Raw genomic sequence first — 21,343 nt, forward strand, 5'->3', positions numbered from 1 at the left:
TCACGCGGTGCATTCGCCGAGATGCCGCATCTATCACGCCCGAAACCGCCTCAGGGCGTGGATCGTGAGGCGTTGGCCCGATTTTTCCGGATGGAGATGCGGCGCGACCGGCCGTATTCTCCGCTCCAGTGCTTCGCCCTCATGTACCCTTCTGTTTTCGCTTCTGAAAAGGCCCCTCCGATGAGCCAGACGTCGCTGAAGTCATCCCTCGACACGATGCCGCTTCCCTTTGAGGCCTTCGCGCCGCCACTGGCAGCGCCGACACCGCTGCGGGCCGCCGTCACGCGCGCCTATCGCCTGCCAGAGACTGCCTGCGTCGCGGCGCTCCTCGAACAGGCGACGTTGCCGGACGCGGTTCGCCTGCAGGCCGCAACGACCGCGCGCGGGCTCATCACCGCGCTGCGTGCCAAGCACAAGGGTTCCGGCGTCGAAGGGCTGGTGCACGAGTATTCCCTGTCGAGCCAGGAAGGCGTCGCGCTGATGTGCCTTGCCGAAGCGCTGCTGCGCATTCCCGACACGGCCACGCGCGATGCGCTGATCCGCGACAAGATCGCCACCGGCGACTGGCGCTCGCATGTCGGCGGGGGGCGCTCGCTCTTCGTCAACGCAGCCACCTGGGGTCTCGTCGTCACCGGCAAGCTGACCTCCACCGTCAACGATCGCGGGCTCTCGGCAGCCCTTACGCGCCTGATCGCGCGGGCCGGCGAGCCGGTCATCCGCCGCGGTGTCGATATGGCCATGCGGATGATGGGCGAGCAGTTCGTCACCGGCGAAACGATCGAGGAAGCGCTGAAGCGCGCGCGACCGCTCGAAGCCCGTGGCTTCCGCTATTCCTACGACATGCTCGGCGAAGCCGCGACGACGGCGGCCGACGCCAAGCGCTATTACGCCGACTATGAAAACGCCATCCATGCGATCGGCAAGGCTGCGGCCGGCCGGGGGATCTATGAAGGACCCGGCATCTCCATCAAGCTCTCGGCCCTGCATCCCCGCTATGTCAGGGCGCAGGCGGCGCGCGTGATGAGCGAACTTCTGCCCCGCGTGAAGGCGCTGGCGTTGATCGCCAAGCACTACGACATCGGGCTCAATATCGACGCGGAGGAAGCCGACCGGCTGGAATTGTCGCTCGACCTGCTCGAAGCCCTCCGGCTCGATCCGGATCTGGCAGGCTGGCACGGCGTCGGCTTCGTCGTCCAGGCTTACGGCAAGCGTTGCCCGATGGTGCTCGACGTGGTCATCGACCTTGCCCGCCGCTCCGGCCACCGGATGATGGTGCGCCTCGTCAAGGGCGCCTATTGGGATGCCGAGATCAAGCGGGCACAGGTGGACGGGCTCGACGATTTCCCGGTCTTCACCCGCAAGATCCACACCGACGTTTCCTACATCGCCTGCGCGCGCAAGCTGCTGGCCGCCAAGGATGTGATCTTCCCTCAGTTCGCCACCCACAACGCGCAGAGCCTTGCGACCATCCATGCCATGGCCGGGCCGGACTTCACCGTCGGGGATTACGAGTTCCAGTGCCTGCACGGCATGGGCGAGCCCCTCTATGACGAGGTCGTCGGTGCGGACAAGCTCAACCGGCCCTGCCGCATCTATGCACCTGTGGGAACCCACGAGACGCTGCTCGCCTATCTCGTCCGGCGCCTGTTGGAAAATGGCGCCAACTCGTCCTTCGTCAACCGCATCGCCGATCCCGCCGTTTCCATCGACGAACTGATCGCCGATCCGGTGGAGATCGTGCGCGGCATGGCCACCCCCGGCGCGTCGCACGACAAGATCCGCCTGCCGGCAGCGCTTTATCCCGGCCGCAGCAATTCGGCCGGTCTCGATCTCTCTTCGGAAACGACGCTGGCGATGCTGGCCGAAACCTTTGCCGCGGGCGCCACCGCCGACTGGACAGCAGCGCCCCTGCTGGCCGGCGATACGCCACACGGGCCGCCGCGTCCTGTGGAGAACCCCGGCGACCGTCGCGACCGCGTCGGCACCGTGATCGAGGCATCAGACGCCGACGCGGTGCGCGCTGTGGCTCTGGCCGCCGCTGCGGCAACCCGATGGGCCGCGACGGCGCCGGCCGAGCGCGCCGCCTGCCTGTCACGGGCGGCAGACCTGATGCAGGCGCGCATGCCGGATCTCCTCGGCCTCATCATCCGCGAGGCCGGCAAATCCGCGCCGAACGCGATTGCCGAGGTGCGCGAGGCGATCGACTTCCTGCGCTATTATGCCGAACAGGCGGGCCGCACGCTCGGCCCGGCGCATGGCGCGCTCGGCCCGATCGTCTGCATCAGCCCGTGGAATTTTCCGCTGGCGATTTTCACCGGACAGATTGCCGCCGCCCTCGTTGCCGGAAATCCTGTTCTCGCCAAGCCGGCCGAGGAAACGCCGCTGATCGCCGCCGAAGGCGTGCGCCTGCTGCACGAGGCCGGCATTCCCCTTGATGTGCTGCAGTTTCTGCCCGGCGACGGGCGTGTGGGCGCGGCACTGGTCGGGGCTGAGGGCGTTGCCGGCGTCATGTTCACCGGATCGACGGAGGTTGCGCGGCTCATCCAGGCCCAGCTTGCGGCACGGGTTTCGCCCGAGGGCAAGCCGATCCCGCTGATCGCCGAGACGGGCGGACAGAACGCCATGATCGTCGACAGCTCGGCCCTTGCCGAACAGGTGGTGGCTGACATCATCGCCTCGGCCTTCGACAGTGCCGGACAGCGCTGCTCGGCGCTGCGCGTTCTCTGCCTGCAAACGGATGTGGCGGACCGCGTGCTGACCATGCTGAAGGGCGCCCTGCACGAGCTGGAGATCGGGCGCACGGACAGGCTGTCCGCCGATGTCGGGCCGGTGATCTCGGCCGAGGCGAAGCAGACGATCGAGACGCATATCGCCGCCATGCGCGGCATCGGCGCGCGTGTCGAGCAGATCGCCATGCCGGACGCCACCGCGCACGGCACCTTCGTGGCGCCGACGATCATCGAGATCGCAAAGCTCTCGGACCTTGCCCGCGAAGTCTTCGGCCCGGTGCTCCATGTCCTGCGCTACGAGCGCGATGATCTCGACCGGCTGATCGACGACATCAACGCCACCGGATACGGCCTGACCTTCGGCCTGCACACGCGCCTCGACGAGACCATCGCGCATGTGACGAGCCGGGTGAAGGCCGGCAATCTCTACGTCAACCGCAACATCATCGGCGCGGTCGTCGGCGTCCAGCCCTTCGGCGGGCGCGGGCTCTCGGGCACGGGACCGAAGGCCGGCGGTCCGCTTTATCTCGGCCGCCTCGTCCGCGTGGCGCCGGTCCCGCCGCAGGTCAGCTCGGTCCACACCGATCCGGCGCTGCTCGATTTCGCCAAATGGCTCGACGGCCGGGGGCTGAAGGCTGAGGCGTCGGCGGCGCGCGACACCGGCAGCCAGTCGCCGCTTGGCCTCGTCAGCGAGATGCCGGGTCCGGTCGGCGAGCGCAATCTTTATGCGCTGCATCCGCGCGGCAGCATTCTTCTGGTGCCGCAGACGATGGAAGGCCTGATTCAACAGGTTTCGGCCGTGCTGGCGACCGGCAATCGCGGCGTCATCGACGCGGGTTCGGGCCTCGCAGACGCATTTGCCGCGCTGCCGCCAAGCGTTGCCGCGCGCCTGTCGTTTGCCCGCGACTGGGTCTCTGCCGGCCCCTTCTCCGGCGCGCTCGTCGAAGGCGACGCGGACCGGGTGAAGGACGTCAACCGGGTGATCGCCGAGCTGCCGGGTCCTCTCCTGCTGGTGCAGGCGGCAACCACCGACGATCTCGCGGCCAGCTCCGAAGCCTATTGTCTGAACTGGTTGCTGGAGGAAGTTTCGACCAGCGTCAACACGGCTGCGGCCGGCGGCAATGCCAGCCTGATGTCGATCGGCTGAGACAGCGTCTGCGAGGCCGGGACGATGCCAACGCGTCCTCCCGGTACCGCGCGCGCTTGATCCCTGCTTTCGGGAGGATTTCAACGCTTCCGCGTTTGACGTAAGAAACGGCATGCTCACGCTTGCACGATCCCACAGTCTTTCTCAGGAGATCCGGAAAAGCCGGTTCCTGGCGCATGCCGCGCCTGTGACCGACGAAGCGGAGGCGCGCGCCTTCATCGCTGCCCAGTCCGACCTCTCCGCCACGCACAATTGCTGGGCCTGGCGGATCGGGCAGACCTACCGCTTCAACGATGATGGAGAGCCGGGCGGCACGGCCGGCAAGCCGATCCTCCAGGCGATCGACGGGCAAGGCCTCGATCATGTCGTGGTTCTCGTCATTCGCTGGTTCGGCGGCATCCTGCTCGGCAGCGGCGGGTTGATGCGCGCCTATGGCGGCACGGCGGCCATGACATTGGTTGCGGCAGAGCGCGTCGAGCATATCGCCATGACGCGCGGAACGGTGCGCGTCGCCTTCTCGGAGCTGGCACGGATCAAGGCCCGTTTGACAAGCCTCGGCGCCATCATCGTCGAGGAAGCCTTCATTGCAACGGGCGCGGATCTGATGGTGGATGTGCCCGAAGGCTTACGCGACCAGGCAAAGTTGCTGGCGCGCGACGTGACCAGCGGACACTCGTTCCTCATCTTCGACGACGATCGCTCGCTTTAACGTCCCGATGACAGGGCGTCACGCAACCGAACAAACCTGTCGCGAACTGGTTAGTCTCACCTGACATTCAGGAGACGACCATGACAGATCCATTCCACCTGGCCCGATTCATCGAAGCGCAGTCGCGCGTCTATCATCAGGCGCTGGACGAACTCTCCCTGGGTGAGAAGCGGACGCATTGGATGTGGTTCGTCTTCCCACAGATCGAGGGCCTGGGCTCCTCGCCGACGGCACGGCATTTTGCAATCTCGGGGCTGGCGGAAGCTCAAGCCTATCTCGATCACCCGGTTCTCGGCAGCCGTTTGCTGGAGGCCACGACGACGGTCAACACGCTCGACGATGCGCTGACGGCGCGGGCTATCTTCTCCAGTCCCGACGACCTCAAATTCCGCTCGTCCATGACGCTGTTCTCTCACGCGGCACTGCAGTCGGGACGCAACCCCATGCCGTTCCAGACGGCCCTGAAGCGGTATTTCGCCGGCAAGCCGGACCTGCGCACGCTTGAGCGCCTCAAGCCCGCCTCTGCGCGTCCTGCACCCCTTCGTGCCGCAACGGGCGGGCGGTGAACGGACGTGGTTCAGACACATCAAGGAGACGAACATGGAAAATTATCTCTGGCTCTTCGCCACGGCTGGCGGCGCCGCCATCCTCGGCCTCGCACTCGCCTTCGGGCTATCCAGTCAACGCAAATTGTCGCGGGATGAAAGAGAGCGCCAGGCCGAGAGGGTCGAGGATCTCTATGATAAGAGGTGACGAACGCTTAGCGATCGCGTCTATGGTCATCATTTAATGAGGAGAAGAATGGCGCACCCGGAACGATTCGAACGTCCGACCCTCAGATTCGTAGTCTGATGCTCTATCCAGCTGAGCTACGGGTGCGTGCAACAGCGTCTGCTGTGTGCGTGGCGATCCTCTAAAGCCTGGGGGAAATGAATGCAAGCCAAATTCGGAAAATTTCCGGATTTTTGCGGCCGGGATTTCACAATTCCCTGAAATCGCTGATATTTCGCTGAATGGACAAATGCGCCGACGTTAAGTTTTCACGTCCGGCCCTGAGTGCGGAATGCGTCGAGGGGCACCGGACGGTCGGGGAGTTCGATACGGAACAGGGTGCCCGGTGTTGCCTTCTCGACCAGGGCGATGGTGCCGCCATGGGCAAGCACCAGTTCCCGTGCGATGGCCAGTCCAAGCCCGGTGCCGCCCGAGCGGGCAGAGCCGCGAAACGCTGCAAACAGGTTCTCGCGCGCCTTTCGCGGCATGCCGGGGCCGGTATCGTCGACCGTGATGCTGACGACGCTGCCGGTGCGCATCGCTGAGACCGTGACGTTGCGCGTGGGATTGCCGGGATCGTTCTCGTTCATCAGAGCCTGGACGGCGTTGCGGCAGATGTTGTGCACGACGCGAAACAGCTGCTCGCCATCCGCATCGACTTCCAGATCGTCGGGAACCGCAATGCTGAAGCCGATGCCGGACTTCGGATCGATCGCCAGCACTTCGCCGACATCCTCCACCAGCGGGCGCAGGGGCAGAAAGCGGCGGCGGGGCTCCGGTTCGGTCGTGCGGCCATATTCCAGCACTTCGCTGGTATAGCCAACGGCCCGATCGATCGTGCGCAGCAAGGTCGGCGCGAACCGTTTGACCACGGGATCGTCCACGTCCGCCAGTCGGTCGGACAAGAGCTGGGCGGAGGACAGGATGTTGCGCATGTCATGGTTGATCTTCGAGACGGCGAGACCGAGATCGGCGAGGTTCTTCTGCTGCTTGAGCGTCTTCTGCAGCTGCATCTGCATGGCGGCGAGATGCCGCCCGGCCAGGGCGAGCTCGTCATGACCCGGCAGGGGCTCCATCACGCGCCGGGGATCGGCAGGATCGGCGGCGAAGTCGCGCATGCTCGCCGTCATGCGACGGATGGGTGCGATCATCACGCGGTTGATGACGAGGAAGATCAGGGTTGCGGTGAAGAGCGAGATGCCGATCGAGACGAGAAAGACGGAACGGGCATAGACGAGCATCGCCTTGCGCAGGCTGCGTTCATCCATGACGAGTTCGATCAAGGTGTCGCTTTCGCCGATCGGCCCGTAGAAGCGGATGGTGCGATCGCCGCCGAAGAGCAGCGTGTCGAACGCATCGCGAATGGCGCCTGCGGCACCGGTATTGGCAACGTCGAACTTCGCGTCCACTTCGAGCGGCATTTCGGTGGCCGCGATCAGGCGCGATTCCTCGGCGCGGCGAAGCGCGATCGCCTTCGTCCCCGTCGCCATCAGCGTATCCTCGCGCACCGGGCCCGAGAGCTGCATGTTCTGCAGGCCATCGACCACGACGGCCGCCGCCGCCGCGGTGTTCAGCCGGTCCTGCATCCAGCGCAGCCGCATATTGGCGACCGACGGCACGAAGATCAGGATTTCGGCGATCATGACGAACAGGATCGTCAGCAGCAGGAGCTTGCCGGAAAGGCCGCGCAGGAAGCCCGAGCGCAGCTGCGGCTCGTCCAGAGCCGTTTCCTTCATGGCATCGATCGACATTCAGCGTTCCCATGGCGCCCGACGACCGGACACAACCGACCGATCGACGACGCTTGCTGCCGATTATAGGTCACTTAGGCCGAATATCCAACCAGATGCCCTCAAGGCTTACCGACAGACGGTCGCACAGTGCCCGGGCGGCGGCACCCCTCCGTCGAGCTGTCGGGCCTCGGTCAGAACTCCTCCCAGTTGTCCTGCGAGGCGGCCGGAGCCGGTGCGGCGTGCGTGGCGGGGCCGGCGGAAAAGGCGCGGGCGACAGATCCCATCATCTTGCGGGCCGGCGAGGCAACCGGACGGGCGGTCGCGGTCGCAGCCTTCAGCGCAGGCGCCCGCGACGCCACGGTCTTTATCGGCGTGGGGCGGGCAGCCATGACGGGGCCACCGGATCGCGCATGCGACATCGCGGCGGCAGCGGCGGGGCGCGCCTGATCCAGCCGGAAATGCCCGATCATCTGCGCGAGGTTTTCGGCCTCGGTCGAGAGCCTGTGCGTGGCCGCATTCGCCTCCTGCACCATCGCGGCATTCTGCTGGGTCACCTTGTCCATCTGGTTGACGGCCGTGGAGACCTCGCCGAGGCTGCCGGCCTGTTCGCGCGCCGCGGTGGCGATGGAGTGGATGTGGTCGGTAATCGACAGAACCCGGTTCTCGATCTCGCCGAGAACCCGTCCCGTTTCCTGAACCAGCTGCACGCCGGTGGACACTTCCGCGCCGGACTTGGCGATGAGCACCTTGATGTCCTTGGCAGCGCTCGCCGCCCGCTGGGCGAGTTCCCGCACTTCCTGGGCAACGACGGCAAAGCCCTTGCCCGCCTCGCCTGCCCGCGCGGCCTCAACGCCTGCGTTCAAGGCGAGGAGATTGGTCTGGAAGGCGATCTCGTCGATGACGTTGGTGATCTTGCCGATTTCGCTGGAAGCCTGCTCGATGCGGCCCATGGCATCGACGGCGCTGCGCACGACGGTACCGGACTGGGCCGCGGCTTCCTTCGCCTCGGTGACGATGACGGTGGCTTCGTGCGCCCGCTCCGTAGATGTCTGCACGGCCACCGTGATCTGGCCGAGCGAGGCCGAGGTCTGCTCCAGCGAAGCAGCCTGTTGTTCCGTGCGCTTGGCAAGATCGTCCGTGGCCGAGCGGAGTTCGCCCGAATTGCCATTGATTTCGAGCGTCGTCGATCGAACTTCGCCGAGCGTCTTCTGGAGCACGGCGAGCGCTTCGTTCACATTGCTCTGAAGATCGGCAAAGGCGCCCTGGAAGCTGCCTGTCATGGGCTGGGTCAGGTCGCCCTGCGCAAGACTTGCGATGACGCGCCCGGTCTCGCCGATGCCGCGATCGACGCCCGCAACCAGTTCGTTGACGTTGCCGGCGAAGCGGTCGAGGCTCGGCTCGCCATAGGTTCGCGTGATGCGGCGGGAAAAATCACCGGCAGCGGCGGCCTCGACGACATGCGCCATGCTGACCTGCAGGTCGGCGGTCTTCTCGCGCAGAACGCTGTCTTCCGTGCTTGCACGGCGCGCCGTCAGGCCGTTGCTGCGGAAAACCTCGACGGCACGCGCCATCTCTCCGATCTCGTCGGACCGTTTCGACTGGGGAAGATCGATGTCGAGATCGCCGCCGGCAAGCGCCGTCATCGACCGGGTCAGGTCGGAAATGGGACGGCTGAGCTCGCGGCGCGCGATGGACACGGCAACCAGCAGGCCTGCGGCCAGACCGATGAGGGCCGTGCCGATGATCATGATGGTCATCTGGCGGCCGATGCCGTTGATTTCCGTATCGATCGCCGCGAGATCGGCCTTGTCCTTGGCGACGACCGCATCGATCTCGCCCTGGAAGGCCTTTCGGTTGGCACGGTTCTTGTCGTTATTGCCCTGCTCGTTGGCAGCCTGGACCGAGACCTCACGGGCAAGGCGGGCCGTTTCCGTGCGGAACGTGCGGAATTCGGCGGCGCGCGTGACGACAGCGTCGAAAGCGGGGAGATCGGCCTGAAGCACGAGCGGGCGCCATTCGGCCGTCAGGACATCGATCTTGTCGAGCGTCTTCAGGAGGCTTTCGGCGAAGGGATCGGCTTTTTCCATGGAGGGAGCCGCGTAGATGCCGCGGGCATCCATGACGACGGCGGTCACAAGACGATTGAGCTTCTCGCCATTATAGGCGCGCTCGGAGGCCGCCTTGAAGGCTTCGAGCTGGCTGTCATAGCGGTGCACGACGGCCAATGCCATTCCAGCGACGACGAGCGTAACTGCGCTCATGACGATGACGATCAACGAAATCTTACCGCGTATGCGCATGGCCCGCGTTCCTCCAACGGCTTTACCCGCAGGAGATCACCCCGCCCCTGCACTCATCGGGGAAATTATCGGTAAGTAGTTAATAACGTAGTACCGCTGCCGGCAAAATCCTTGGGGGTCGCCTGTCGATGGCATGCGGGCGACGGCGGGATGATCATGGCGTGCGAGACGCGCATTATCGCGTGAAAAGCGCTGCAAACCGGGGGCGGCAATTGACTTTGACGCTTTTATTCTTATAAGCCGCCGCACGTCTGGGAACCAAATGGCGGGTGAGCTCCGTGCTCGCCTGCTCTGCCGTGCCTTGACAGAAACGCTGCTTGCTTAAGGAAGCAACCCAAGAAGGGCCGCACACCGCGGTATTAAAATAAATGACAAAGCGTACCTACCAACCCTCCAAGCTTGTTCGCAAGCGTCGTCACGGCTTCCGTGCACGCATTGCCACCAAGGGCGGCCGCAAGGTCATCGTTGCCCGTCGCGCTCGCGGCCGCAAGCGTCTTTCGGCCTAATGGCACACGGCGTCCGCGCCGTTGCCACAGCCGGCGCTCCTGCATTGCAGGAGGCTGCCGGTGAAAAGAGATCCCAGACGCATGACGTCAGGTAATCCCAAATCGACTGTCGGGCGGCTGAAAAGCCGGCCGCAGTTTCTTGCCGTGCGTGCAGGCGAGAAGCGGAAGGGCTCCGTCTTCCTGCTCGAAGTGCTCGACAGACAGACGGCGGACGAGCCTGCCCGCGTCGGGTTCACGGTGACGAAGAAGCATGGCAATGCGGTGGAACGGAACCGCATGCGCCGCCGCTTGCGCGAGGCCGTCAGGCTACAAGCCGCGTTTGCAATGAAACCCGGCCACGATTATGTGATTGTCGCCCGCCGCGAGGTGCTTGGCGTCCCCTTCGACCGACTGGCAAAGATGCTCGCTGCCCGAATCGAAGGCCCACTCGAAGGCAGGCAGAAACAAGCACGGCCGCCGGCCGGCTCCAGGAAAGAATGATGGACAAGAACCGCAACTATTTCATCGCGATCGGCCTGTCGGTGCTGATCCTCATCGCCTGGCAGTTTCTCTACATCAATCCGAAGATGGAGCGCGAACGCGTCGCGCAGGAAGCCGTGCAGGCCCAGCAGGCACAGCAACAGGCCCAGCAGGCTCCCGCCGCCGCCGCGAACGGCTCGATCCCGGGCGCCATTCCCGGTGCAGCGACGACCGCCGTTCCCGGCGCGGTGCCCCAGGGTGCCTCGCGCGACGAAGCCATCGCCCGCTCTGCCCGCGTCGTCATCGACACGCAGGCTCTTTCCGGTTCGATCAACCTCACCGGCGCCCGTCTCGACGACCTGAAGCTGCGCGAGTATCACGAAACGGTCGATGACAAGAGCCCGATCATCACCCTCTTCAGCCCGGCCGAGACGCCGGAAGGCTACTTTACCGAAATCGGCTATGTCGGCGATGCCTCCTCGGGCACCGTTCCCGGCCCGTCCACCGTCTGGACGGCGCCGGAAGGCGCGAAGCTGACCACGGCGACGCCGGTCACGCTGACCTACACGAACGAAAAGGGCGTGGTCTTCACGCGCGTCATCTCGATCGACGAACACTTCATGTTCAAGATCGACGACACGATCCAGAACGCGACCGGCGCCCCGATCGCTTTGTCCACCTATGGCCGCGTCACCCGCTTCAACAAGCCGGCGACCCCCAGCGTCTACGTTCTGCATGAAGGCTTCATCGGCGTCATCGGCGAGCACGGCCTCGAAGAGGTGAGCTACAGCAAGGTCGAGGACAACGCGCCGGCACAGCCCGGCAAGACGACCGGCGGCTGGCTCGGCATTACCGACAAGTACTGGGCCGCGACCATCATCCCGCCGCAGACGACCGCTTACGAGACGCGCTTTGCGCATTTCACCGATGGCCGCCCGCGCTACCAGGCCGACTACAAGCAGGATGCCATCACCGTGGCACCCGGCCAGACGACCACGCTGAACAACCTCGTCTTTGCCGGCGCCAAGCAGGTGCCGCTCGTCGATGGCTATGAAGCAAGCTACAATATTCCGAAGTTCGACCTTCTGATCGACTGGGGCTGGTTCTATTTCATCACCAAGCCGATGTTCAAGCTGATGGACTTCTTCTTCCGCTTCTTCGGCAATTTCGGCGTCGCCATCCTTCTCACCACCATCGTCGTCAAGGCGCTCTTCTTCCCGCTCGCCAGCAAGCAATATGCCTCCATGGCGAACATGAAGAAGATCCAGCCGAAGATGGAGGAGATGAAGAAGAAGTTCGGCGACGACCGGATGGGCATGCAGCAGGCCATGATGGCGCTGTACAAGGAAGAGAAGATCAACCCGATCGCCGGCTGCTGGCCGATCCTCCTGCAGATCCCGGTGTTCTTCGCGCTCTACAAGGTCATCTACGTCACGATCGAAATGCGGCACGCGCCGTTCTTCGGCTGGATCCAGGATCTGTCCGCGCCGGACCCGACCTCGCTGTTCAACCTGTTCGGCCTCCTGCCCTACAGCGTTCCGCACGCGCTGATGATCGGCGTCTGGCCTTTGATCATGGGTGTCACGATGTTCCTGCAGATGCGCATGAACCCGACACCGCCGGATCCGACGCAGGCCATGCTCTTCACCTGGATGCCGGTGGTCTTCACCTTCATGCTGTCGAGCTTCCCGGCCGGTCTCGTGATCTACTGGGCCTGGAACAACACGCTTTCGGTCATCCAGCAGGCCTTCATCATGAAGCGCCACGGCGTCAAGATCGAGCTGTTCGACAACATCAAGGGCGTGTTCTCGCGAAAACCGAAGCCTGCGGAATAGCGACCGACCTTCCCGCCCCGGGCCGCAAGCCCGGGGTTTTCTTTTTCAGCCTCAGAGGGACCTGCCGATGACCGACACCGCCCTGAACGACGAAAAGCCGATGTTCGGCAATCCCTGGATCTTCATTCGCGGCGTTCCCTCCATGGAGTTCCTGCCGCCCGAGGGGCCGACGGAAATCGCCTTTGCCGGACGCTCCAATGTCGGCAAGTCCTCGCTCATCAACGCCCTCGTCGGGCAGAAGGGGCTGGCACGCACATCCAACACGCCGGGACGGACGCAGGAACTCAATTACTTCGTGCCGGACGGCTATTCCGGTGCCGCGGGCGACCTGCCGCCGATGGCGCTGATCGACATGCCGGGCTATGGCTACGCGCAGGCACCCAAGGCGCATGTGGATGCCTGGACGAAGCTGGTGTTCGACTATCTGCGCGGCCGGGCGACGCTGAAGCGGGTCTATGTGCTGATCGACAGTCGCCACGGCATCAAGAAGAACGACGACGACGTGCTGTCGCTGCTCGACAAGGCCGCCGTGTCCTACCAGGTGGTGCTGACAAAGACGGACAAGATCAAGGCGGGTGCCGTGCCGCATCTGCTGGCGGAGACGCTGGAGAAGATCCGCAAGCGCCCGGCGGCTTTTCCGGAGATCGTCGCGACGTCGTCCGAAAAGGGCGAAGGCATCGAGGAACTGCGCTCGGCGATCCTCACCGCGATCCGCAACTGAGACTGTCCAAGACGATACCCGGCGCGGCCGCTTGCCGCGCCCGGTTTCTGCCGCATGCTTATCAGGCGGGTGCCGCTCCGGGCACGAAGGTCATCGACAGGCCGTTGATGCAGTGTCGCTTGCCGGTGGGCTTCGGGCCATCGTCGAAGATGTGTCCAAGATGTCCGCCGCAGCGACTGCAGTGACATTCCGTCCGCACCATCATGAACGACGTATCGGTGCGCGTACCCACGGCCTTCGGCAGCGCCTCCCAGAAGCTCGGCCATCCGGTGCCGCTGTCGAATTTCGTTTCCGAGGAGTAGACCGGCAAGGCGCAACCGGCGCACTGGAATGTGCCCTTGCGCTTCTCCTCGTTGAGCGCGCTCGTAAAGGGGCGCTCCGTGTCTTCGTGCCGCAGGATGCGGTATTGCTCGTCGCCGAGCATCGCCTTCCATTCGGCATCCGTTTTCGTGACCGCGAATGTTTCGGCGGCGGCAACTGGAGCAAATTCGTTTTTCAACGCAAGAGCGGCAAGACCGGCCGTGCCGGTCAGGAGAAAGAAGCGACGGCTGAGCATGGGACCTCCTTGCAGGCCATATCCTGCCTGCGCCGGTGTTCTACGCCTGTCGGGACCATTCAGAAAGCAGCCGCCGATCAAACCCGCGTGAGAATGGCCGCGCACAGGCCCATGCCCACGTCCACGCGCTTGTCCACGCCTATGTCCCGGAACATCTCAGCGACCGGAAATACCGGTCGCAAGCACCTTGCCCGTGGGCGCGCCGGTCGGTGAGCCGCCGGCCGGCTCGAGGCTGACCGTGATCGGGGCGCCCTCGCGCAGACGGGTCCGCACCGCCTTGGGCACGACGATCTCGCCATTGCTGTTCGTGGCGAGCACGCCGAGAGACACGGGAGCGGAACCTTCCGGCGTCAGCCAGATCTCGATGGACTTCGCATCCGCCACGCCCGCAGCCGTTGCGGCCGCGGCCACGGGAGCCAGTCGCAGGCGGCCGCTGTCATTGTCGTAGCGGGCGGTCAGGGCCAGATCGGACCCAGTGGCGAGCGGCAGGCTCGTGGTCAGGCCGCGCGGCGGCGATGTCGCGAACATGCCGGCCTGCGAGACACCCGTTGCGATGAGACCGATGGTTGCGATGCAGGCGACGCCGCGCCAGAAGGCCGCGGAGTTCCAGATGGCAACATTGAAGACAGGTACGCGCTCGCGCTGCGGCCGGGCGCGCGCGGCCACCGGCTCGGCAAAGGGAGAGGCCCGGCGCGGCGCGCGGCGGGTCGGCCGCGGCGTCTGGTCGACCGTCAGCATGTTGCTGCGCCAGTGATCCACCATGGCTGCGAAATTCCGGTCGAGCGCCATGCGCGCCTCGACCTTCTGGCGATCTTCCGGGGAGAGAACGCCCAGCACATATTCGCCGGCAATCACCTGGTCGAGGCGGGAATCGCCACTCTTCGCATTTTCTGTCGTCATGATGTCAATGTGCTCGCCTAGAACCGCGGCCATGCCAAGCGGATGATGGACGGGATCATACGCATGGTTTGGCGTATTTTCCACGGCTTTTACGCCGCATGGCGCATGTTCGCCCCGAGGCGGTGCGACGCGCCGCACTTTCCGGCTGTCATCATGCCGTTATCTTGCCTCCCGATCATTCCCCCGAGAAAAAACTTGCGCTAAACAGCATCCGCATCGATCCCGAAGGTTTCCGACATGTCCCCATCCGAAAGCGAAATCCAGGCCCGTCTTCTCGCGCAGGCCCTGCCCTACATGCAGCGTTACGAGAACAAGACGATCGTCGTGAAATATGGCGGGCATGCCATGGGCGATCCGGAGCTCGGCAAGGCGTTCGCCGCCGATATCGCGCTTCTCAAGCAGTCGGGCGTCAACCCGATCGTCGTCCACGGCGGCGGTCCGCAGATCGGCGCCATGCTGAGCAAGATGGGCATCGAATCGAAATTCGAGGGCGGCCTGCGCGTGACGGACGCAAAGACCGTCGAGATCGTCGAGATGGTTCTCGCCGGCTCGATCAACAAGGAGATCGTGGCGCTCATCAACCAGACCGGCGAATGGGCGATCGGCCTCTGCGGCAAGGACGGCAACATGGTCTTTGCCGAAAAGGCCAAGAAGACCATCATCGACCCGGACAGCAATATCGAGCGCGTGCTCGACCTCGGTTTCGTCGGCGAAGTGGTCGAAGTCGATCGCACGCTGCTGGACCTTCTGGCCCGTTCCGAGATGATCCCCGTCATCGCCCCGGTCGCTCCCGGCCGCGACGGCGCGACCTACAATATCAATGCCGACACCTTCGCCGGCGCGATTGCCGGTGCGCTCAACGCGACGCGTCTCCTGTTTCTGACCGACGTTCCCGGCGTGCTCGACAAGAACAAGGAGCTGATCAAGGAGCTTTCGGTCGCAGAAGCCTTGGCGCTGATCGCCGACGGCACGATTTCCGGCGGCATGATCCCCAAGGTCGAAACCTGCATCGAGGCCATCAAGGCCGGCGTACAGGGCGTCGTCATCCTCAACGGCAAGACCGCCCATTCGGTGCTGCTCGAGATCTTCACCGAGCACGGCGCGGGAACGCTGATCGTTCCCTGATCGATCAGTCCGCACCGGCCTCGAGGTGGGCGACATCGCCGAGCGACACGAGCGCCCGGCTCTGCCACAGATCGTCCTGCTCGAGATGGGTGATGCTGCCCGACGGCGCCCTGAAGGCGACCCAGCCGGCAGCAGGGATCGGCATGCCGATCCACTTCGCCACGACGAAGGTCAGGGCAAAGCCGTGCGTCACGACGATCTGGCAGTCGCAGGGGCGGGCCATGATCGTATCCATCGCTCCATAGATCCGGGTCGCCACTTCCCGGCGGGTCTCACCGCCGACCATGCTGTTGCGATAGTCGAGGCGATCGTCGTCGGGGATCGACTCGTGCCGGAGATCGAGCCATTCCTGCGGCCGCCCTTCGGCAGCACCATAGCTGATGTCCCGCAGGTCGCGATTGACCGTGATGCCCGTTCGGAACAGATCGGCGATTGTATCGGCCGTCTCAGACGCACGCAGCAGATCGGAGCTGACGATTTCCACCGGCCGGCTGCCGATCCGCGCCAGCAGCGCCTGCGCAATGGCGCCCGCCTGTGCCTGACCGCGTTTCGTCAAGCCCGTATCGAACCATCCGCCGACGCGCTTCTCGACATGGTGAGCGGATTCCGGGTGCGTGACGACGAAAATCGTTCTCATGGCTGTTTCCTTCTCGCTGCGCACTCATAGTTTGTGCATATCATTCTTCCCTGCCGCCCGACTTGGCATTCCTGGAACAGGCCCTCATGACCTCGATCGACCGACTGCCGACCATCGACGACTTTGCCCATGTCACCGAATGGGTGTTCGACATGGACAACACGCTTTATCCGCACCGCGTCGACCTGTTCTCCCAGATAGACCGCAACATGACGGCCTTCGTCGCGGAACTGCTGCACATGGAACCGGCCGAGGCCAAGCTGCTGCAGAAGCAGTACTACCGCGATCACGGGACCACGCTGAAAGGCCTGATGGTCCATCACGGCATCGACCCGAACGACTTCCTGCAGAAGGCGCATGCGATCGACTACAATGTCATCCCGCCCGATCCCGCGCTTGGCGAGGCCATCAAGGCTCTGCCAGGGCGCAAGTTCATCTTCACCAACGGTACGGTGGTGCATGCGCAGATGGCGGCGCGGGCGCTCGGTATTCTCGATCACTTCGACGACATCTTCGACATCGTCGCGGCCGATTACGTGCCGAAGCCGGCGGGCGCGACCTACGACAAGTTCATGAGCCTCAACCGCATCGACACGCGTCATGCCGCCATGTTCGAGGATCTCCCGCGCAATCTGGCGGTGCCGAAGGCGCTCGGCATGAAGACGGTTCTGCTGGTGCCGCAGAATTTCGAATACCAGTTCGCGGAAGCCTGGGAACAGAGCGAGGAGGGGAACACGGATATCGACTTCGTCACCGAAGATCTCGCCGGCTTCCTGCGTCGGCTCGTGCCGTCGGCCTAACCCTCTCAATTTCATTACCGAAGTTTAACTGGTGCCCTGCGGCGTCTCCTCTATCCTTGTGGTCAGGGACGAACATGCTGCGGTCAGCCCTGCGATAAAGCGGCACCGCTTTCCCCGAACGAGCACGCGGCCACATCCTGCCTGACGGGACGATAGCGCGTGCGCCAAGACCAAGACAAGGACCACCCATGACCAAGAAAACCCTCATTCTCGGCCTCTCCGCCATCGCCATTGCCGCATCGTCGCTTGCCACGCCGTCGTTTGCCGCCAAGCATGACGGCCCGACGCGCGAGCAGCGTGCCGCCTGGACGATCAAGAAGCTGGACACCGACAAGGACGGCAAGGTTTCCCGTGCCGAGGCGGATGCCGCGGCTTCGCGCGTCTTTGCCGCGTTCGACGCCGACAAGAACGGACAGGTGACGCCGGACGAGGTGAAGGCCAAGCGCGAAGCTTTCAAGGCGGCGCGCGCCGAAATGCGCAAGGCGGACAAGGGTCCGGAGCGCCAGGAACTGCGCGCCAAGTTGCAGGATATGCGGCCGGTCATGCTTCCCGCAATGGGCCCGCGCATGTTCAAGCGTGCCGATACCAACAAGAACGGCTCGCTGTCGCTTGCCGAAGTCACGGCGGCTGCGGATAAGCGCTTCAAGGCGCGCGACAGCAATGGCGACGGTTTCATCGACGCGGCCGACCTCACCCGGAAGATCTGATCCCGAACCGATCCCTACCCTCGAGACAGAAATGCCCCGGCAACGGGGCATTTTTCGTTTTCACGCTTCGCTTGCCCTTTGGAAAGCTACAGCGTGACTTCGCCTTCGTTTTCGCCATCCCAGTAATGGGCGCGCTCGGCGGCGACCTTGATGAGCACGAGCCCTTCGGTGTCGATGCCGTCGGCAAACCACTTGTCGATATCGGCGGACCAATGCTCCTTGAAAGCGTGCTTGTCGCGGATCAGATCGGCCTTGCCTTCGACGGCAACCAGAAAGGCCTTGGCACCCTGGAAAGCCAGAGCGACCTTCGGATCGGCCTTGATATCGTCCACCGTGCGGGTGTCTTCGAGCGTGAAATAGAAGGACGTGCCGTCATACGCGACTTCGCGATTGTTGCTCATCGGGCGACCGGCGATCGCACCGCCATCCGTGTGGGTCGAGAGCATGCAGATGTCGATCTCGCGCATCTTTTCGGCGAGATCGGATAGGGTCCTGTTGGTCATGGATGGTCTCCTCTTCCTGACGGAGGAGAACGCAGTCCCGACCAACTTGTTGCCTCGCAGCGCCCTTCGATCTGGCGCGGCCAGGCGCTATCGTTCGCCGGAGGCAAGCGGCAGGGAGGCGGGATCGACGCTGCCATAGAAGCGGGCAATGATGTCCCAGGCCTCTTCGGCGGTATCGACGAAGCGGATCAGATCGACATCGCCGGGCGCGATCGTGCCGAAGGCGGCAAGCGCATCGAAATCGACGATCGAGCGCCAGAACTTTTCCCCGAACAGGATGAGGGGAACGAGCGCCATGCGCCCGGTCTGCATCAACGTCATCGTTTCGAACAGTTCATCGAGCGTCCCGAAGCCGCCCGGAAACACCGTCACGGCCTTGGCGCGCACCAGGAAGTGCATCTTACGGATCGCAAAATAGTGGAAGTTGAAGCTGAGATCCGGCGTGACGTAGGGGTTCGGCGCCTGTTCGTGCGGCAGCACGATGTTGAGCCCGATCGACGGCGCGCCGACATCGGCCGCCCCGCGATTGCCGGCTTCCATGACACCGGGCCCACCGCCCGTAACGACGACGAACTCCTTGAAATTCGACTGCGCCGAATGCTCCGAGCAGAGCCGCGCGAATTTGCGGGCCTCGTCGTAATAGACGGAGGCGGCCGTCAGGTTCTCGCGCTGCGTCTCGTTCTTTGCGGCCCAGGCATCCTTGCCGGGTTCGGGAATGCGGGCGCCGCCGAACATGACGACGGTGGAGGTGATGCCGCGCTCGGCAAGGATCATTTCCGTCTTCAGCAGTTCGAGTTGCAGGCGGATCGGCCGCAACTCCTCGCGGCACAGGAAATCCTCGTCGGCATAGGCCAGGCGGTAGGACGGAGAGAGAGACTGCGGCGTCTTCTCGACACCGGCGGCACGGGCCCGCGCCTGGGCGCTGTCGGCAAGCGGATCCCAGACCCCGTCCTTGCGCCGCAAATTCCGCTTCTTCATCCGTGTCATGGGGGTCTCGTCTCCAACGCTTGCCGCGGCAACGGCCGGCGAATCTCATCACTTACGATCCCGTGACATAGACCGCGCCTCCCGGCGCACCGCAACCGAAAAACGCTTCAAATCTCGGGCATCATGCTCTACAGCGTTGGAAACAGCCCGGCTTTTAGGATTTGCGATGACCTCCCACGATCTTGCCTTTCTCGCTTCCACGATCGAAACCGCCTTCGACAACCGCGACACGGTGACGACCGGTACGAAAGGCGAGGTTCGCGATGCCGTGGAATCGGCGCTGAACCTGCTGGATAGCGGCAAGGTGCGGGTGGCGGAGCGCGGCGCGGACGGCAACTGGACGGTCAACCAATGGCTCAAGAAGGCGGTTCTCCTCTCGTTCCGTCTCAACCCGATGGAAGTCGTCAAGGGCGGTCCGGGCGGATCGACCTGGTGGGACAAGGTGCCTTCCAAGTTCGACGGCTGGAGCGCGAACGAATTCGAGAATGCCGGCTTCCGCGCCGTGCCGAACTGCATCGTGCGCCGCTCGGCCTATATCGCGCCGAACGCCATCCTGATGCCGTCTTTCGTCAACCTCGGTGCCTATGTGGGCGAGGGCACGATGGTCGATACCTGGGCGACCGTCGGATCCTGCGCGCAGATCGGCGCCCACGTGCACCTCTCGGGCGGCGTCGGCATCGGCGGCGTGCTGGAGCCCATGCAGGCGGGGCCGACGATCATCGAAGACAATTGCTTCATCGGCGCGCGGTCGGAAGTCGTGGAAGGCTGCATCGTCCGCGAAGGTTCGGTTCTCGGCATGGGCGTGTTCATCGGCAAGTCCACCCGGATCGTCGATCGCGCCACCGGCGAGATCACCTATGGCGAAGTGCCGCCCTACTCGGTCGTCGTTGCCGGCGCTCTGGCCTCCGACAAGGTCATGGGCAACGGCCAGCCGGCGCCGGCACTGTACTGCGCCGTGATCGTCAAGCGCGTGGACGAGAAGACCCGCTCGAAGACCGGGATCAACGAGCTGCTGCGCGACTAAGCGCCGATCGACATACCAGATAGTGGCTAAAGAAGCGGGATCCGGCAGGTAAAGCAGGTTTCCGCTTCGGTCGAGGTCACCTCGATCGTGCCGCGATGGGCCTTGACGATTTCCGAGGCGATATAGAGCCCGAGCCCCAGACCCTCGCGACCGTGCTCGACCGTTGCGCGCACGAAGGGCTTGAACAGGTCCCGCTGCACCGCCTGCGGGATCGGCTTGCCGGAATTCGTGACGGTGACGACGAATTCGCGTCCGATATGCGCGGTTCTCACCCGGATCGGGCTATCGGCACTTCCATGCGTCAGGGCGTTTGCGACGAGATTGGAGACGAGCTGGCCCATGCGGCCTTCGTCGCAGCGCACGAGGCAATCGCCGAAGTCCGTCTCGATCGACCGACCCGGATTGGCGATGCTGAGCTCGGCGACGACATGCTCCAGAACCGGGCGCAGCGGCACGCGCTCGGCCTGCTCCACCGCAAGCCCGCCACCGAGACGTCCGCGCGCGAAATCCAGAACATTGTCGATGAGACCCGACATGCGCACGACGCTGGCGCGCATGAGGTCCACCACTGTCTTCGACTTGTCGCTGAGATCCGTGCGGGCAAGCATGCGCGTGCCGGCATCGATCGATGCGAGCGGATTGCGCAAATCATGGCCGAGAACGGCGATGAACTGCTCGCGCAACTCGTTGGCGTGGCGGTCCTGCTCCATCTTGCGCCGGGCATCGACGTGGAAGGCGATGAGTTCCGTGAACAGCCGGAACATATCGACGATCTCGGGCGTGTTCAGCTTGTTGGGTGCGGGATCGATCGCGCAAAGCGTGCCGAAGAAAGAGCCGTCCGAAAGAAGGATCGGCGCAGAGATATAACTCTGGAAGCCATATTGCGCCGGGGTGTGGTGACAGGAGAATGCCGGATCTTCGGCCACGTTCTCGATGATGACGACCTGGCGGTGATCGCGGATCTCGTTGCAGATGGTCGTCTCGATGGCGAGTTCCTTGCCCGGAGAAAGCCCGAAGTCGATCCTGTCGAGCACGCCGCAGGCGATCCAGCGACTTTCCGTCACGCGGGCGACGGCCACAAAGCGCATCCCCGTGACGCGGGAGACGACATCGAGAACTTTCGGAACGGCATCGATCTTGGAGACCAGTTCGACGGATTCGGCGGCCAGATCGGGCAACGGGTTACTCTCGGAA

At 64.1% G+C, this 21,343-nt stretch carries 20 protein-coding genes and 1 tRNA gene; 12 read left to right on the forward strand and 9 right to left on the reverse strand.

Features of this window, described 5'->3' with window-relative positions; genetic code table 11:
* Nucleotides 1-180 precede the first annotated feature (180 nt).
* The 4 genes from putA (at nt 181) to ASG39_RS24235 (ending at nt 5,338) form a co-directional block, all read left to right on the forward strand.
* On the forward strand, nt 181-3,876 hold the full coding sequence (gene putA / locus ASG39_RS12005; protein ID WP_062595222.1) for a trifunctional transcriptional regulator/proline dehydrogenase/L-glutamate gamma-semialdehyde dehydrogenase: 3,696 nt from the start codon (nt 181-183) through the stop codon (nt 3,874-3,876).
* Between the two features lie 112 nt (nt 3,877-3,988).
* Nucleotides 3,989-4,585, forward strand: a complete 597-nt coding sequence (locus ASG39_RS12010) for a YigZ family protein (protein WP_062595223.1) — start codon at nt 3,989-3,991, stop codon at nt 4,583-4,585.
* 80 nt (nt 4,586-4,665) lie between these two features.
* Nucleotides 4,666-5,151, forward strand: a complete 486-nt coding sequence (locus ASG39_RS12015) for a DUF1810 domain-containing protein (RefSeq protein ID WP_062595224.1) — start codon at nt 4,666-4,668, stop codon at nt 5,149-5,151.
* A 34-nt stretch (nt 5,152-5,185) separates the two neighbouring features.
* Nucleotides 5,186-5,338, forward strand: coding sequence for a hypothetical protein (locus tag ASG39_RS24235; protein ID WP_200943889.1), 153 nt, complete (start codon nt 5,186-5,188; stop codon nt 5,336-5,338).
* A 49-nt stretch (nt 5,339-5,387) separates the two neighbouring features.
* On the opposite strand, the gene ASG39_RS12020 is transcribed toward ASG39_RS24235, so the two are convergent.
* The 3 genes from ASG39_RS12020 to ASG39_RS12030 form a co-directional block, all read right to left on the reverse strand.
* Nucleotides 5,388-5,464, reverse strand: a tRNA-Arg gene (locus tag ASG39_RS12020).
* 161 nt (nt 5,465-5,625) lie between these two features.
* Nucleotides 5,626-7,107, reverse strand: a complete 1,482-nt coding sequence (locus ASG39_RS12025; protein WP_062595225.1) for a HAMP domain-containing sensor histidine kinase — start codon at nt 7,105-7,107, stop codon at nt 5,626-5,628.
* A gap of 173 nt (nt 7,108-7,280) precedes the next feature.
* Nucleotides 7,281-9,389 (reverse strand): methyl-accepting chemotaxis protein, encoded by a 2,109-nt coding sequence (locus ASG39_RS12030; RefSeq protein ID WP_062595226.1) that lies wholly within the window; start codon nt 9,387-9,389, stop codon nt 7,281-7,283.
* 368 nt (nt 9,390-9,757) lie between these two features.
* Here ASG39_RS12030 and rpmH point away from each other — a divergent pair, with 368 nt between their 5' ends.
* The 4 genes from rpmH (at nt 9,758) to yihA (ending at nt 12,910) form a co-directional block, all read left to right on the forward strand.
* Nucleotides 9,758-9,895: a 50S ribosomal protein L34 gene (gene rpmH, locus ASG39_RS12035; protein WP_037104763.1), complete on the forward strand. Its 138-nt coding sequence runs from the start codon at nt 9,758-9,760 to the stop codon at nt 9,893-9,895.
* Between the two features lie 81 nt (nt 9,896-9,976).
* Nucleotides 9,977-10,375, forward strand: coding sequence for a ribonuclease P protein component (gene rnpA / locus ASG39_RS12040; RefSeq protein ID WP_062595227.1), 399 nt, complete (start codon nt 9,977-9,979; stop codon nt 10,373-10,375).
* Nucleotides 10,375-12,189 carry a membrane protein insertase YidC gene (gene yidC, locus ASG39_RS12045; RefSeq protein ID WP_062595228.1) on the forward strand — a complete coding sequence of 605 codons (1,815 nt, stop codon included), beginning with the start codon at nt 10,375-10,377 and terminating at the stop codon, nt 12,187-12,189. Before rnpA ends, yidC begins: the two co-directional genes overlap by 1 nt.
* A 67-nt stretch (nt 12,190-12,256) precedes the next feature.
* Complete coding sequence (gene yihA / locus ASG39_RS12050; protein WP_062595229.1) at nt 12,257-12,910, forward strand: ribosome biogenesis GTP-binding protein YihA/YsxC; 654 nt, start codon at nt 12,257-12,259, stop codon at nt 12,908-12,910.
* Between the two features lie 61 nt (nt 12,911-12,971).
* On the opposite strand, the gene msrB is transcribed toward yihA, so the two are convergent.
* Complete coding sequence (gene msrB, locus ASG39_RS12055; protein ID WP_062595230.1) at nt 12,972-13,466, reverse strand: peptide-methionine (R)-S-oxide reductase MsrB; 495 nt, start codon at nt 13,464-13,466, stop codon at nt 12,972-12,974.
* Between the two features lie 156 nt (nt 13,467-13,622).
* The gene (locus ASG39_RS12060) at nt 13,623-14,366 is read right to left on the reverse strand and encodes an anti-sigma factor (protein WP_062595573.1); all 744 of its coding nucleotides are present in this window, start codon (nt 14,364-14,366) and stop codon (nt 13,623-13,625) included.
* Between the two features lie 237 nt (nt 14,367-14,603).
* On the opposite strand from ASG39_RS12060, the gene argB reads away from it, so the two are divergent.
* Nucleotides 14,604-15,491 (forward strand): acetylglutamate kinase, encoded by an 888-nt coding sequence (gene argB / locus ASG39_RS12065; RefSeq protein ID WP_062595231.1) that lies wholly within the window; start codon nt 14,604-14,606, stop codon nt 15,489-15,491.
* Nucleotides 15,492-15,495: 4 nt separating this feature from the next.
* Here the strand turns inward: argB and ASG39_RS12070 are convergent, their stop codons facing one another.
* The gene (locus ASG39_RS12070; RefSeq protein ID WP_062595232.1) at nt 15,496-16,128 is read right to left on the reverse strand and encodes a histidine phosphatase family protein; all 633 of its coding nucleotides are present in this window, start codon (nt 16,126-16,128) and stop codon (nt 15,496-15,498) included.
* Nucleotides 16,129-16,214: 86 nt separating this feature from the next.
* Between ASG39_RS12070 and ASG39_RS12075 the strand changes: the two genes are divergently transcribed.
* On the forward strand, nt 16,215-16,928 hold the full coding sequence (locus tag ASG39_RS12075) for a pyrimidine 5'-nucleotidase (protein ID WP_062595233.1): 714 nt from the start codon (nt 16,215-16,217) through the stop codon (nt 16,926-16,928).
* A 188-nt stretch (nt 16,929-17,116) separates the two neighbouring features.
* On the forward strand, nt 17,117-17,635 hold the full coding sequence (locus tag ASG39_RS12080) for a hypothetical protein (RefSeq protein ID WP_062595234.1): 519 nt from the start codon (nt 17,117-17,119) through the stop codon (nt 17,633-17,635).
* 86 nt (nt 17,636-17,721) lie between these two features.
* Here ASG39_RS12080 and ASG39_RS12085 read toward each other — a convergent pair whose 3' ends face one another.
* Both ASG39_RS12085 and ASG39_RS12090 read right to left on the reverse strand, forming a co-directional pair.
* Nucleotides 17,722-18,138: a pyridoxamine 5'-phosphate oxidase family protein gene (locus ASG39_RS12085; RefSeq protein ID WP_062595235.1), complete on the reverse strand. Its 417-nt coding sequence runs from the start codon at nt 18,136-18,138 to the stop codon at nt 17,722-17,724.
* 87 nt (nt 18,139-18,225) lie between these two features.
* Nucleotides 18,226-19,125 carry an LOG family protein gene (locus ASG39_RS12090; protein WP_062595236.1) on the reverse strand — a complete coding sequence of 300 codons (900 nt, stop codon included), beginning with the start codon at nt 19,123-19,125 and terminating at the stop codon, nt 18,226-18,228.
* A 166-nt stretch (nt 19,126-19,291) separates the two neighbouring features.
* Here ASG39_RS12090 and dapD point away from each other — a divergent pair, with 166 nt between their 5' ends.
* A complete protein-coding gene (gene dapD, locus ASG39_RS12095; RefSeq protein ID WP_062595237.1) occupies nt 19,292-20,149 on the forward strand; it encodes a 2,3,4,5-tetrahydropyridine-2,6-dicarboxylate N-succinyltransferase in 858 nt (285 codons plus the stop codon).
* A 26-nt stretch (nt 20,150-20,175) separates the two neighbouring features.
* On the opposite strand, the gene ASG39_RS12100 is transcribed toward dapD, so the two are convergent.
* The gene (locus tag ASG39_RS12100; RefSeq protein ID WP_062595238.1) at nt 20,176-21,327 is read right to left on the reverse strand and encodes a GAF domain-containing sensor histidine kinase; all 1,152 of its coding nucleotides are present in this window, start codon (nt 21,325-21,327) and stop codon (nt 20,176-20,178) included.
* Nucleotides 21,328-21,343 lie beyond the last annotated feature (16 nt).

The organism is Rhizobium sp. Leaf371 (assembly GCF_001424045.1).
Lineage (GTDB): Bacteria > Pseudomonadota > Alphaproteobacteria > Rhizobiales > Rhizobiaceae > Ferranicluibacter.